This window comes from Clostridium sp. AF32-7AC (genome assembly GCF_003477925.1).
GTDB classification, from domain to species: Bacteria; Bacillota; Clostridia; order Lachnospirales; family Lachnospiraceae; genus Otoolea; species Otoolea fessa.
Genome location: NZ_QUEG01000003.1, coordinates 297,135 through 310,070 on the forward strand (window position 1 = coordinate 297,135; position 12,936 = coordinate 310,070).

Sequence of the window (12,936 nt, forward strand, 5' to 3'; positions counted from 1 at the left end):
CCCATTATGAAAAACGTAAAAGCCTATGTAAGAACCACCCTGACCGCCGGTCTGATCCTCGCAGCTGCTGTTCTGGGAGGCTGCTCAAAGAGTGCTGCTGGAAGCTCCGCTGCTGATACTGCCGATGCTTCTTCCGGCACCGAATCTGCTGCTTCCGCCGATGCTTCCAATTCTAATAAGAAGGAGCTCAAATACGGAAAAGCTGCCGGTCCGTACACTGTCTTATTTGAGGATGCCATCAAACCAATTCTGGAAAAAGAGGGCTATACACTCACCGAGGTTGATTTCTCTGACCTTCTCCAGAATGACCTTGCTTTAAATGACGGCGAAATCGATTTCAATGTAGAGCAGCATACCGCTTATACCGAAAATTTCAACGAAGCCCAGAAGGGTAACCTGGTCCCGATTTCCCCGATTCCTACCGTTCCGGCTGCCATCTTTTCTGCCACCGAAACCTCTCTGGACGCCATTCAAGACGGTGCCAAAGTAGCCGTTCCGGACGATGCCGCCAACACAGCCCGCGCTTATGTTCTCTTACAGAAAGCCGGATGGATTACCTTAAACCCGGATGTGGATCTCTCCACTGTCACCCAGGCGGATATCACGGAAAACCCTTACAACATCGAATTTACCGAAATGAACTCCACCAATATTCCAGCTGTTTTAGACGACTTTGATTATGCGGTTATCACCGGAAGTATTGTATACAATGCAGGAATCGATCCATCCACTGCCCTTCTTCAGGAAGACATTCTGCCGCATCTGATTCTGCAGGTCGTTGTAAAAGAGGAAAATAAAGATGCTCAGTGGGCAAAAGATATCGTTGCTGCTTACCACTCCGATGAATTCAAAGAATATTTAGACAAGAATAACAATGGTTTATGGTTTGTTCCGGAGGAACTGTTTAACTAATAGGAAACAGCATCGGAAGGCACCAGCAGGAAACAGGAGGATTTCACATGGCTCTCATTTTAGATAAAACCGAACAGAAAATTGTCGATATCATCGACGCACACCGCAACGAGATCATCGCATTCGCCAAAGATATCTACACCCATGCAGAGCTGGGTTATAAAGAATACAGAACTGCAGAAAAATTTGCTTCTTTCATGAAAAATCTGGGTCTTGAGACAAAGGAAGGACTGGCTGTCACCGGTGTCAAAGCCTACTTAAATGAAGAAGAGAAAACGAATGTAAGTCTGGCTCTCATCGGGGAACTGGATGCGCTCCGCATCCCGGAACATAAATATTCCAATCCGGAGACTCAGGGAGCTCACTGCTGCGGACATCATGCCCAGCTGGCCGGTGTCATCGGTGCAGCCCTGGCTCTGACCAATGAAGATGTAAAAAAAGAGCTGGACGGACAGGTTGTATTCTTCGCCGTACCGGCAGAGGAATATGGTGAGATTGAATTCAAGAACTCCCTGACCGCCCAGGGAAAAATCAAATATGGCGGCGGAAAATGTGAACTCATCCGCATCGGTGCTTTTGATGACATCGACCTGGATATCGTCCACCACACCGGTGATAAAGATATCAGTGTCGGTTCCCACTCCAACAATGGTTTCGTCTCCAAGGTCATTCGTTATAAAGGACTGGCTGCCCACGCAGCCGGTACCCCGCATCTGGGAGTCAATGCATTAAATGCAGCTTCCCTCGGACTTTCCGCCCTGGCTTACCAGCGCGAAACCTTCCGGGATGATGACCATGTCCGAATCCATCCCATTATCACAAAAGGCGGAAATCTCGTCAATGTAGTACCGGATGAGGTGGTAATCGAAACTCTGGTACGTGCCGCCAACAAGGATGCCATCGCCGATGCTGCTGCCAAAACGGACCGTGCCTTCAAGGCAGGTGCCATCGCCGTCGGTGCTTCCTGCGAAATCACCACTATGCCCGGATACCTTCCGGCTCTGAGTGAAAAAGCCGATGAATCAGTCCTAGCAGCCTCTGAGATTGCCGCACAAAACAGTGAAAAAGATTACCAGATCGTCCAGGAAGATACTCACGCCTACAGCGGCGGTTCCACCGATGTGGGGGATGTACAGCATCTGCAGCCGGTCCTTACCTTCAACACCGGCGGCAAGGTAAGCGGCCTCCACTCCGTTGATTTCGATATCGTGGATGAGGAGCTTGCCTATGTGGTCACTGCAAAAATCTTCGCCCTCTCCGCTTACCGCCTGCTTCGGGACGGGGCTGTGAAAGCAAAAGAAATTGTGGCGAATTATCAGCCCATCTTTACCAAAGAGGAGTATATCAAATATATGGATTCCTTTATCAAGACGGAAACGTATTCATAATGGATTTCATTATTTGCTAAATTTCTAATATTTTATAGAAAAGACAGGAGATATTGTTTATTGCAACACGTCCTGTCTTTTCCTCCCTCACAAAATATCCTTTTCTTCTAGTATTTCTGGATATAAATCCAATATTTTATATGTAAATAGCAACCTTTCTACAATATCTGCCGTATAGTTTGAAATTCCTGATAAGTCATTAAATTTTCTTAATCTATATTCCATTGTATTTCGATGAATTCCCAATTTCTGTGCAGCTGCTGTTACACTAGCAAGTTCTAAAGCAATTCTTTTAGAATATGCGAATGAAGTACCATATTTGTGGTCATATCTAAATACCTCTAGTAATTCAGGCATACAAAAGTATTGGATATGTCCTTCCCTTCCAATCTTCTTTATAGCACAATACATAATATAATCTTGATAATGAATCAGGCTTTTATTAAAATGCAGACTTTTTTCAAGTCCTATAACCATTAATAGTTGATTAAGAATATATGCAAAATCTGTAATTTTATGGAATTGATTGCTGCATACTGCTAGCAAATCATATTTTTCCAGAAATGCTTCCAACACATTCAAGCATATTCCAACCTCTTTTGTATCAAAAAATAAAATCAGTTTTCTATTGACTTCAAGAATAATGGCTTCAGGGAAAATCAGAGACAAATGATTTCTATATGACATCATCATTCGTGACTCTGCCTTTCTGGTTTTATCAGAAATAGCAATTATATAGTAATGATCATGAAGCATCCACGAAAAACCTTCTGCCCGTTTTTTGAACTCTGCTTCTGAGTATTTTGCATCCTGAATTAATTCTTGCAATAGATTTTCACTTCGTGTTGTATTAGGTAAAATATTTTCTTTTTCAAGAAATAGTTGAAGTGCTCCACACAAAAAATTCATAATTTCGATATCACTATCTTTGAACGGATGATTATAAGCCACCGTTAAAAACCAGCCAAAATATCTTCGATTTACAATCAATCGGCAAATTAAACGTTCTCTTTTTTTGGGTGATTTCAAAAGAAACGTCTGCGGTGTATTTTTTATTTGCTCCAGAACGTTAGCGTAATCGTATTTTTGAAATAGTTCACTTGTCACATATCCCATTCGAAATACACTATTTAATATCTCGTCATCTGCAGCCATTACTTCATTTGCCGAATGTACCAATAATCTTGTTGTAAAATCTTGTAATAAAATAGGATTTCCAAGGATACTAGCAGCAACATCCAATAAATCCTTTATAGACGTACAATCAAACAAAGCACGACTGATCGCCAATTCTGCCTCCAAGATACGACTTTCCAAATTTAATTTCGATAAAAGTGCTGTAAACACTTCTCCCGGAGCATCACTCTGATATATTATATAATTCTCTGGTTTCTGCATATCAATAAAATCATTCAAATTTCCTAAAAGAATAAATATAGATGGGGCTTCCAGACAGCCATCTCCTACCTCTAACAATACCGGAGCTGTTACCACATAAATAATATTTTTTGTGAATGCTACAGACGTCAATGAAAGATTACAGACTTGGCAAATGTTCTGAGACATATCTTTTATGTGAATTTCTTCTATATTCTCAGCTGATAATGCCTCTGTCAAAACGGAAAGCTTCATATTTTCTCACCTACTTCTACAATTAGCAAAGAGGCACTACAAGCGCAGCACCTCTCTAGTTCCAGTTTTAATTGTCTTTATATTAAACCATTTCTCCAGATTTGTATACCCCAATCAAGCAATCCGTATATGCTTTCAAATTAGTATATGGATTTTCTCCCAAAAGCACTAAATCAGCAATCTTACCTGGTTCAATCGTCCCAATTTCTTCTGACATCCCCAATACTTCTGCCGATGTTAACGTTGCAGAAGAAATAATCTTTTCTGGAGGCATTCCATAATCCTGCATAACTAGCATTTCCTTAAATGCAGATGGCTGTGAACCAAAACACGGAGAACCCGCATCCGTTCCTAATGCAATCTTCACCCCTTTTTCCATTGCTCTCGCAAAAGTGCTTTTCTGCTGTCTTGTTACAAGAGCAGAACGTTCCACCATAAAATCACTTAACACACCCTTGTTTTCCGATAATATTTTATAAATAGCCAATGTTGGAACCAAAGTTAGTCCTTTTTCTTTCATCATGTCTAAATACTCATCCGGAATGTCCGGTCCATGTTCAATCGTATCAATTCCTGCCTTGATACATTCAATAATTCCTTCCTGCGAAACTGCATGAACAGCAACCTTCATATGAAGACGATGTGCTTCATGAACAATAAATTTAAGCTGATCTAAATCGTACATGCTTGGTCCAACATCTTCCAGTCCAGCTGCACCACCAGTATCCATAATTTTAATCCACTGGCAACGGATTCCTTTTTTTACAAACAAAGTCTTTTTTTCCCGTATTGCATACAAAAGTTCATCTTTCGTATTTGCAATCGTTCCAATTGATGGAACATGTCCATATATACTCTGAATTGCAGAACCGCATGGAATAACTCTCGAACCTTTAATCCATCCCTTTTCAACTGCAAACGCCGTTTCAATTGATAAATCCTTAGGACTTCCTACTTCTCGTATGGTTGTAACTCCCTTTTTTAAAGAATTTTCAACATTATGTACACTTCTCAAAAAAGCTTGATATGGACCGTACATTTCATCCATATCTTCTGAAATAGCGCTTCCGTCCCATGTACTATGTACATGCATATCAATAATTCCTGGTGATAAATATTTTCCTTCACCGTCTACCACCTGATCCGCAGAACTCTTAATATCTCTTCCTATTTTCTCTATTCTTTCATTTTTGATCCAAACATCCACATCTGAAAGTATCTGCTGATTTCGAACATCAACTACATTCACATGTTTAAATAATAAAGTGCTCATAAATCCTTCACCTCCATTTTTATTCCTGTTTTATAATACCTGTTTTATACATGAATCTGGCAATAATAATTGTAAGCGCTATTCCTCCTAACAATACCCACTGAAGATCAATTTTTAATACTAGTATTCCTAATAAACAAAGAACAACTGAAACAACTGAAACCTTGAATTCTTTTAAAAGCCACAGTCCAGCTAAAGCACCAAATATTGCAGGAACGACATTACTAAATGCCGGAGCAAGAACTGCAGAATTTAACACTGGGGTCAATGGCTGCATCAAAACGATTCCCAATGCAATAATTACCGTTGTCGTGATACTGGATACTGCCACTGCCACAACTGATACAGCATTTGCTTTTTCACTTCCAGCTTCTATACCAGCTATACTCATTGCTGACAACGCACAAGGAATTTTCTGATTCTGCAGATTTCCGGTAATATAAGTCAAATAAAGGCTTCCTGGTCCTAAAATAGGTGGAAAAGCAATCATTTCACTTAAAACATACGAAGCCATCAAAATCCACATTGTTAAAACTCCTGGCCATATTATTTTAAAATCCGGCCATATTCCAGAACGTACTGAAGCAAAAAACGGAAATGCGCAGATTGCAATCAACATTGCCCATCCATATAATCTTCCATCATGATGCATTTTCTTTTCAAAATCAGTCATTAGACTTCACTCCTTTCCTAATTATGCTAAGAGCGGTGTTATAATCATTGATAATACTAATCCAAATAAAATTGTTAACGGAAAAGCATAATCTTTCAACCATTTTAGTGCTGGATTTTTCGCTGCCAAATTACATACATATGAAAACAGAAAACATCCAATAATAACCAGACTCGGAACAATTCCTTTCTTTCCACTATTAATTGCAAACGCAGCAATTACTGTAACTAATGCACAAAGACTGAAAATACCAATCCAACGGCTATCCTTTTTTCGGAAAACATCATAGGTTTTACAAACTGGTTTTAAAACCACTAAGACAATTGGCAATGCAACTGAACATCCTAATGTCATCGACCATGCAGCATTAATCCATGCCTCGATCGTCATTGTCGTCGATGTAAACTCAACTCCCATTGCTTCTGCTGCCATTGTTGCTGAAATTAATTCATTATTTGCTGAGCCTATAACAGAAGTCCTAAGCCACGGCAATGCTACACCAAGAACTGGAACCATTACGATTACGCTAAGCACAATCGGGATAGATGGAACCAAACTGATTCCAATGCAATTAATAACAATTTTTTTTAGCTCTTCCTTGCTTACTCCCAACCTTTCTGCTTCTTTCCAACCATTTTTCAAAAAAATGATACAGACAATGGTAACTAAAACCAAAACAACGGCAACAAAGATTGTAAAACTAGCATTGTTTACAAATTTCTGATAATCCATTCCCATTCCTCCTTGCTGTAAATATTTTCTTGTTGCAATTATTTTATAAAACCTTGTCTTATTTTTCATTGTGCTCAGTGTACAAATCTATAATCGCATTTTTGTCTGTATGTTTAATGTATTTGTCGTTTTTAACAAGATTTTCAGTCTTTTCCGGCATCATATGACTAAAATAAGGCGAGAAGTGCTTCTCGTCACTGCACTTCTCGCCTCATTTACAATTGTATATTCAAAAACACCTTAAGCATTTTTCCATTCATTCACCGTTGATTTTTACAGCACCTTCCGTCCATTTACTGTCAGCTTAAAGGTCGTTCCCAGTATCTCCGCCGACTTCCGGCAAAGCATCATTCTTCCCAGGAAAATCTCAAAATAATCATACATGGAACATATCTTTTCATCTACCTGAAGATTCAGGGCAATAACTGAACGATCCTTTTCAATCTTAAGTTTGGACTCTGTTACCGCATAATTCACACGGTCGTGGATATCAAAAGTGGCTCTCTCTTTTTCACGAACACGGCTTCTTCGTACATCCGTCTTATCAGCGATAATCAGAGCTGCGGATATTACATCCTCCGGACTTCCGGTGTGCGGCAGTCTCACCGTAGACACCGGCTCCGTGGAAACAGAAGACCGAGCCGCTTGGGTTTGCCAAATCCGCATCCGGATCATAACCGGCTGCTTCGATGACCTCTTCCTCATTATGGCAGGGTCCATATCCATCCAGGGTACAGACAAGCTGTCCTAAGCCGCTGGTATAAGCCGTTACTTCTGTCTGATATCCATCCAGGGATGAAGCCGGTGCACGGCCGGTAAGTATCGCCTGTCCATCCTCCAGAACCGGTCCTTCAAAAACCGCAAACCGGCGTTCCAGATCCGTCATTGCACGTCCTACCATCTTGTCCGGTATCGTCAGATGAAATGCATAAAATGGCTCCAAAAGCATCGAATGTGCCTGCATCAGGCCATGACGGATAGCCCGGTAAACCGACTGGCGGAAATCACCGCCATTCAAGATATTCACAGGCAATTTTACTACCTGTTATGATACCATGAATGGCGGGGATTGTAAAATTTTATCATCGGTTGATGAAATTCAGTACCACCACAAGCAGCAGCATATGAACTGGATAAAATGCATAACAGAGATACTGGAATGGTTTACTGTGGTAGCCCTGTCTGCCGCGGTACAGCCAGATGGGGATCAATGCCAAAAGCGCAAGCCCCTGCTGGCACAGTTCAAATTCCATGCCAAAGAGCTGAACCGGATACATCAGACCGCCCAGCAGTTCCACATTCAGCCAGTATAGGGCAGCCAGCTGTCCCAAGAAGCACCACCATTTCCGCCCATGGAGGAAATAGAACACAAATACCGTCAGAACACCGACCCCGTAGTAATCCACCATGCAAAGAGTTCCCAGTACCAGACCTGCCAGCACAACCAAAACGCACACCAGCAGATACATCCAGGTTTTTCCTTTTTTCCGTACCTGTTCCATAAGCCAGACACCTAAAAGGCCCAACAGGAATGTCCAGAGGACATTCTGGTGAACTGGATAAAACCAGGTACCGCCGTACATCAAATCAAAGGGAATTTCTGAAAGCACTGCAAACAGCAGCATCCGAAGGATGTACTTTTTAAAGCTTCTGGTGTGGAAGTACCCCTCCACCGCCATAAAAGCGAAGATAGGAAATGCCACTCTTCCGGCACAGGTAAGCCACTCCCTAGCAGGAAGAAGCGTCGCCCAAAGGTGATCCATCAGCATAAGCGTCATGGCGATAATGTGCAGGACAGCTGCAGTAAGTTCAAAGTTTTTTGAAGCAGATGAATCCATTCAGTTCTTGTTCCTTTCCTATTGCATTTCTATCGTATAATTATAGCTGTATGTGTGAACATAAAGCATATTGTCCTGAGGCACCAGAAGATCCGGCTGTTTTTTCAGCTCCAGGCTTGCAATAACCTCGCCGGTGTGAAGGTTGAGCTGATAAAGATAATCCTTTTCCGAGGTAAAACCATACCCGCAGATAATAACATCCTTTTTTACAATAAAATTCATGGTGTTGCAGGTCTGATCCCCACTTCGCCAAAGAAGCTTGTTATTTTCCAGATCATAGGCAAACATAAAGCAGCTATCCGGCTGTGCGTAACCATTTGTCACACTGATGCCATAAAAGATATCATCCAGGAGGCAGGCATTATTGCCGTTGATATACCATTTATCCGTTGGATACTCCAGCACATACAGACAATTTCCGGAAATATTTTCATAAATATACAGCGCATCCCCGGACCAGATATACTGATATTCGTCATCATAGAAATTATTCCATTCCTTTCCGACCATAGGAAGGGATAACTGTTTGCTTTCATACCATTCGTTCGCAAAATCGATTCCATTTTCCTCTTCCGACACAATTTTTAACGTTAACGGTGAAACTGCATCTCCCTTCGGATGAATCTCCCCAACTCCGGATAAGTCAATGGTGATATACTTAGTTTCAGGAGCCGCATTTTCCCCTTCCCCTGCATCCTCATTTTGAATCAATACGGACTCCTCACCGGTCTCCCGGACACTTTCTGCAACACTTGACTCATTTTGCATCGTATAATCCATGTCCTTCTTGCCACAGCCAGCCAGGGTAAGCAAACAAGTCCACACAATCATAAAAGTTAGAAGTTTTTTCATATATATCCATTCCTCTATGCTCAAAAAGATGTTATCACTTTGGATGAACTTTCTTCTGAGCCATTTCTATTTGAACACGTTGAGAAGTTACCTTAACTTATCTCTATATCAAAACATGCCCGGCAGTTTCGCCGCCAGGAATAATCCAGCACCAAATGAGATCAGATTGGCCACAAAGGAATACAGGATATAATATGCATCCTCCTTTTTCTTTTCTGATAGCCTCTTAAGAATTGTGCAATACAACACTGCCTCCAGAGCAAATACAATCAGCTCAAAAAGTACATAGAAAAATGTAAATGCAAGAGGACCGGAATTATAATTAATCACATTGAGCAGCACATTTAAGATAATCTGCGTAATAATGTTGACAACAGCCAGAATCAACAGCTGTTTTTTCTGTCTGAAACCAAACAGCAGCGCCACCAGCATTTCGATTAAAATAGTAAGGACGATCCTTGCTCCAAGAGCCAGCATCTCCTGCCGGTAATTATACGAACGGTAAGCCTCAATCCGCTCATTGGTACTCAAATCATCATTGTATTCCACCGAACCGATATCCACACCATCCATATCCACTGTATAATACGTATCAAATGCATAACGAGCATAAATTCCACTGGATACAAAGGTTTCCGTTTCCGGATAATACAGAAGAATTTTAAAATCATCCGGCGGATAATAGGTCCATGCAAGCTCTTTGCTTTCACTTACCTTCCAGCTCCGCTGCAGAAAATAGTATCCATCCGGATCCTTGTAATTCACAAAGATCTCCCAGATACCAGGATCCATGTACTCTTTCTGGGCACTCTCCGTTCTTCCATCCCAGGCACTTGCCGGACCAGTAGATTTCTCCTTCGACAGCAAAGTTCCATAACAGAGCTCATCCCCCATATGCTCAAACTGAATCCGAACAGAGGCCTTTGGTCCCATATCGGCATTGACTGTCATCGGAAATGCTGAAACTGCCATTATCATACACAAAAGCATTATAAAAACAAGACTGTATTTTCTATTTTTCATACCAAAAGCCTCCCTTCAGATATTTTTATTCTGGTGAAGAATCTCATCGGCATTCTTGCTGCAAAATACTACATCCGATGGGAATCATCTTCCATCTTGTAAACAAACAGGCGGTTCATCCCCTCCTGCCATGGGTATTCAAATTCCAGACGATTCCCAATTCATCACATATTCTTTTTCTCTTGTGAATTCGTCCATCTCTTCACTCTGAATAGTAAATCCTTCTCGTTGATAAAAAGACATTGCCCTGACATTCTTCTGATATACCTTTAACTGTAATTTGTCTTTTTTATCCTTGATGTAATCCAACAACATTTTACCTATGCCACATGACTGCATTTCGTCAGAAACAAAAATACCTTCTATGTATTCATCACTTACTCCTATAAAGCCTTGAATCATTTTATCATCTTCATACACATAAACTTCCGCCTGTGGCAGCATTTCCTTCACGAATTCATAATTACTTATCCAGTATTGTTCAGGAATAAAAAAATGTGCTTTCAGATTAGTTTTCAACCATATATCAGCGACTCTATTTATATCTACCTTCTGCAACTTTCTAATCATAACGATTATTCTCCATCCAACCTGATTATAACACGATTAACTCATTACGATTTACCTATCTGTACTCAACAATTTCTTCGAAAGGTTTCCTTGGTCTTTTAGCCGGAGCTTCATTGGCAAATCCAATCGCAACAATTCCTGTCAATTGGCTGTCTGTTCCGATAAAATCCATCAGCTCATTATAGGCAAAACAAGTATTGGCAATCCATAAGGTACCCAATCCATATCCCGTTGCTGTCAGAATCATATTTTCAATCGCCGCACCTATGGACAGTGAATCACATATTTCAACAATTCGCTTTTCATTTTCAATGCTTGCAAATGGAGTATGCTGGTTGGTATTAAGCACTGCTATAAGGCATGGGGACTCCTGCATGATTCTAACGGTATTCTCAGCATCCGGTATGGCAAATGCCCATTCCGGCATAAGTTCATGGGTCATTTTTTCTGAATTTATACCATGACGCATGACATCAACCAGTTTATCTTTTTCTTTCCCCTGATATACAATAAATTTCCACGGCTGCCTGTTTTTAGCAGATGGTGCAAGGGAAGCACTGTATATGATCTCGTCAATTAACTTCCTTTCGATCTCATCTGGCTTATATTTTCTTATACTTCTTCTATTCTCAATTTCACGTATCATAGATTTCTCTCTCCTTTAGAACCTTGCCCTCAAGACTCATCTTCTCCTATGATTTCCAACCTATCCATCCCAACATGACATTTCAGGAAAAGCACCTCAACACCTGCTGCCTTTGCCTCGTGAAGTGCAGCGCCAAATTCGGGATGCGTTTCCGTATTCGGCCTGACTTCACTGATGCCTTCCATTTGAATCACAAATGCTATCAAACATTTATATCCTTGTCCGCACGCAGCTGCAAGTTCCCTTAAATGCTTAACTCCTCTTTCCGTCGGGGCATCTGGAAAATATCCAACTCCGTCTATCTCAAGGGTGCAGCCTTTGACTTCCATTAGATATTTTTGCTTTCCTTTTTCCATATAGAAATCCATCCGGCTATTTCCAAAGGTATACTCTGGTTGAATACAATCATACCCCTGTGTCATCAGCCATTCTTTTACCACTTTATTCGGTGCCTGAGAATCAATGTTAACCCATTTTTTATTCTTCTTAACTGCAATCAAATCATAGCGAGTCTTTCGATTTGGATTCTTTTCTATGCAATCTTCCAAAATCACTTCCGCCCCCCGCAGCAGTAATTCACGACAACGTCCCGTATTCTTTACATGAACCGATTCTACCTCTTCCGAGCCATCAATCTTTACCCGCGCAATAAAACGATTGGGACGTTCTATGAAAATTGCTTTCACTATCTTATCATATTTCATGTGACGTTTCCTATTATATGTACTGAAACATTCATTTTACACGATTGGATTCACTGGCAGCGTCCTGTGCTTTGCAGTATAATAATCACAATCAATTCGAATAACAGTGAACTACTCGGTAACTAAGTTACCAGAGCATCTGAAATCTGGTGGGATACCGCCTTTTTTCAGGGTGCGTCCATGACACCACTACCGCTTACCTTTCGGCTATACAGCTACTTTTATTATTTCTGGATTCTTTAGTCCGGTTACGGACAGTTCTTTCTGTTTTCCGGATACGGAAAGATGTTTACGCAGGATATTAAATGCTCCTACTGCATCCGCATTATATCTTACTCCATCCGTTATATACATGCCCCGCTCTTTTCTGTTTGATGCTTCTGCATATCTTTTTGATATTTCTGGTGAAAACGGGCTGCACTGGCTGGTATCGCTTTCCAGTTCTGGTTCTTTGACCTCATAGATAACGATAAGGTCACATTTTCCATCTTCCGGTGGATAGATCCGCAGTTGCTTTATGTGATCCATGTTCCTGAAAATCTTATTTTCAAGATATAGAAATTTTTCATGAATCCCGTAAGTTTCTTCCATGTAGCTTTTCAGATCCTTTGACAGAGACAGCCGTAATTGGCCGGAACCCTTCTCGTGCCGGATTCCCATCTGCATGTAAGTGATCGGTATATTGTCCTGTTT

15 protein-coding genes are annotated in these 12,936 nt (G+C 41.0%); 2 read left to right on the top strand and 13 right to left on the bottom strand.

The annotated features are described in order from the left end of the window. Positions 1 to 6: 6 nt before the first annotated feature. Entirely contained in the window at positions 7 to 912 is a 906-nt protein-coding gene (locus DWZ45_RS07005) for a MetQ/NlpA family ABC transporter substrate-binding protein (protein WP_118468316.1), read from the top strand. A 47-nt stretch (positions 913 to 959) separates the two neighbouring features. Further along, positions 960 to 2,300, top strand: a complete 1,341-nt coding sequence (locus DWZ45_RS07010; protein WP_118468318.1) for an amidohydrolase — start codon at positions 960 to 962, stop codon at positions 2,298 to 2,300. Positions 2,301 to 2,387: 87 nt separating this feature from the next. Here the strand turns inward: DWZ45_RS07010 and DWZ45_RS07015 are convergent, their stop codons facing one another. The 13 genes from DWZ45_RS07015 to DWZ45_RS07075 form a co-directional block, all read right to left on the bottom strand. Beyond that, positions 2,388 to 3,932, bottom strand: a complete 1,545-nt coding sequence (locus tag DWZ45_RS07015; RefSeq protein WP_107000617.1) for a PucR family transcriptional regulator — start codon at positions 3,930 to 3,932, stop codon at positions 2,388 to 2,390. Between the two features lie 82 nt (positions 3,933 to 4,014). Then, a complete protein-coding gene (locus DWZ45_RS07020; RefSeq protein ID WP_107000618.1) occupies positions 4,015 to 5,205 on the bottom strand; it encodes an amidohydrolase family protein in 1,191 nt (396 codons plus the stop codon). A 19-nt stretch (positions 5,206 to 5,224) separates the two neighbouring features. Then, positions 5,225 to 5,878, bottom strand: a complete 654-nt coding sequence (locus DWZ45_RS07025) for a hypothetical protein (RefSeq protein WP_107000619.1) — start codon at positions 5,876 to 5,878, stop codon at positions 5,225 to 5,227. A gap of 21 nt (positions 5,879 to 5,899) precedes the next feature. Continuing rightward, positions 5,900 to 6,610, bottom strand: coding sequence for a DUF5058 family protein (locus DWZ45_RS07030; protein ID WP_181357189.1), 711 nt, complete (start codon positions 6,608 to 6,610; stop codon positions 5,900 to 5,902). Between the two features lie 273 nt (positions 6,611 to 6,883). Then, complete coding sequence (locus tag DWZ45_RS07035; protein ID WP_333493404.1) at positions 6,884 to 7,216, bottom strand: hypothetical protein; 333 nt, start codon at positions 7,214 to 7,216, stop codon at positions 6,884 to 6,886. Next, on the bottom strand, positions 7,155 to 7,637 hold the full coding sequence (locus tag DWZ45_RS07040) for a hypothetical protein (RefSeq protein WP_338126581.1): 483 nt from the start codon (positions 7,635 to 7,637) through the stop codon (positions 7,155 to 7,157). Before DWZ45_RS07040 ends, DWZ45_RS07035 begins: the two co-directional genes overlap by 62 nt. Positions 7,638 to 7,692: 55 nt before the next feature. Next, positions 7,693 to 8,448: a TraX family protein gene (locus tag DWZ45_RS07045; RefSeq protein WP_022359997.1), complete on the bottom strand. Its 756-nt coding sequence runs from the start codon at positions 8,446 to 8,448 to the stop codon at positions 7,693 to 7,695. Positions 8,449 to 8,466: 18 nt separating this feature from the next. Further along, positions 8,467 to 9,300 carry a hypothetical protein gene (locus tag DWZ45_RS07050; RefSeq protein WP_022359996.1) on the bottom strand — a complete coding sequence of 278 codons (834 nt, stop codon included), beginning with the start codon at positions 9,298 to 9,300 and terminating at the stop codon, positions 8,467 to 8,469. A 108-nt stretch (positions 9,301 to 9,408) separates the two neighbouring features. Next, positions 9,409 to 10,323, bottom strand: coding sequence for a hypothetical protein (locus DWZ45_RS07055; protein WP_227589767.1), 915 nt, complete (start codon positions 10,321 to 10,323; stop codon positions 9,409 to 9,411). 138 nt (positions 10,324 to 10,461) lie between these two features. Continuing rightward, complete coding sequence (locus DWZ45_RS07060; RefSeq protein WP_118468320.1) at positions 10,462 to 10,893, bottom strand: N-acetyltransferase; 432 nt, start codon at positions 10,891 to 10,893, stop codon at positions 10,462 to 10,464. Between the two features lie 55 nt (positions 10,894 to 10,948). Continuing rightward, entirely contained in the window at positions 10,949 to 11,539 is a 591-nt protein-coding gene (locus tag DWZ45_RS07065; protein WP_118468322.1) for a nitroreductase family protein, read from the bottom strand. 29 nt (positions 11,540 to 11,568) lie between these two features. Beyond that, positions 11,569 to 12,243, bottom strand: coding sequence for a DNA/RNA nuclease SfsA (gene sfsA / locus DWZ45_RS07070; protein WP_118468324.1), 675 nt, complete (start codon positions 12,241 to 12,243; stop codon positions 11,569 to 11,571). Between the two features lie 207 nt (positions 12,244 to 12,450). Then, positions 12,451 to 12,834 (bottom strand): hypothetical protein, encoded by a 384-nt coding sequence (locus DWZ45_RS07075; protein WP_227589766.1) that lies wholly within the window; start codon positions 12,832 to 12,834, stop codon positions 12,451 to 12,453. Positions 12,835 to 12,936: the final 102 nt, after the last annotated feature.

What these genes read in the sequence shown, in the direction of transcription:
- DWZ45_RS07005 (WP_118468316.1), top strand. Translation starts at nt 7, where the DNA reads ATGAAAAACGTAAAAGCCTATGTAAGAACCACCCTGACCGCCGGTCTG.
- DWZ45_RS07010 (WP_118468318.1), top strand. Translation starts at nt 960, where the DNA reads ATGGCTCTCATTTTAGATAAAACCGAACAGAAAATTGTCGATATCATC.
- DWZ45_RS07015 (WP_107000617.1), bottom strand. Translation starts at nt 3,932, where the DNA reads ATGAAGCTTTCCGTTTTGACAGAGGCATTATCAGCTGAGAATATAGAA.
- DWZ45_RS07020 (WP_107000618.1), bottom strand. Translation starts at nt 5,205, where the DNA reads ATGAGCACTTTATTATTTAAACATGTGAATGTAGTTGATGTTCGAAAT.
- DWZ45_RS07025 (WP_107000619.1), bottom strand. Translation starts at nt 5,878, where the DNA reads ATGACTGATTTTGAAAAGAAAATGCATCATGATGGAAGATTATATGGA.
- DWZ45_RS07030 (WP_181357189.1), bottom strand. Translation starts at nt 6,610, where the DNA reads ATGGATTATCAGAAATTTGTAAACAATGCTAGTTTTACAATCTTTGTT.
- DWZ45_RS07045 (WP_022359997.1), bottom strand. Translation starts at nt 8,448, where the DNA reads ATGGATTCATCTGCTTCAAAAAACTTTGAACTTACTGCAGCTGTCCTG.
- DWZ45_RS07050 (WP_022359996.1), bottom strand. Translation starts at nt 9,300, where the DNA reads ATGAAAAAACTTCTAACTTTTATGATTGTGTGGACTTGTTTGCTTACC.
- DWZ45_RS07055 (WP_227589767.1), bottom strand. Translation starts at nt 10,323, where the DNA reads ATGAAAAATAGAAAATACAGTCTTGTTTTTATAATGCTTTTGTGTATG.
- DWZ45_RS07060 (WP_118468320.1), bottom strand. Translation starts at nt 10,893, where the DNA reads ATGATTAGAAAGTTGCAGAAGGTAGATATAAATAGAGTCGCTGATATA.
- DWZ45_RS07065 (WP_118468322.1), bottom strand. Translation starts at nt 11,539, where the DNA reads ATGATACGTGAAATTGAGAATAGAAGAAGTATAAGAAAATATAAGCCA.
- sfsA (WP_118468324.1), bottom strand. Translation starts at nt 12,243, where the DNA reads ATGAAATATGATAAGATAGTGAAAGCAATTTTCATAGAACGTCCCAAT.
- DWZ45_RS07075 (WP_227589766.1), bottom strand. Translation starts at nt 12,834, where the DNA reads ATGGAAGAAACTTACGGGATTCATGAAAAATTTCTATATCTTGAAAAT.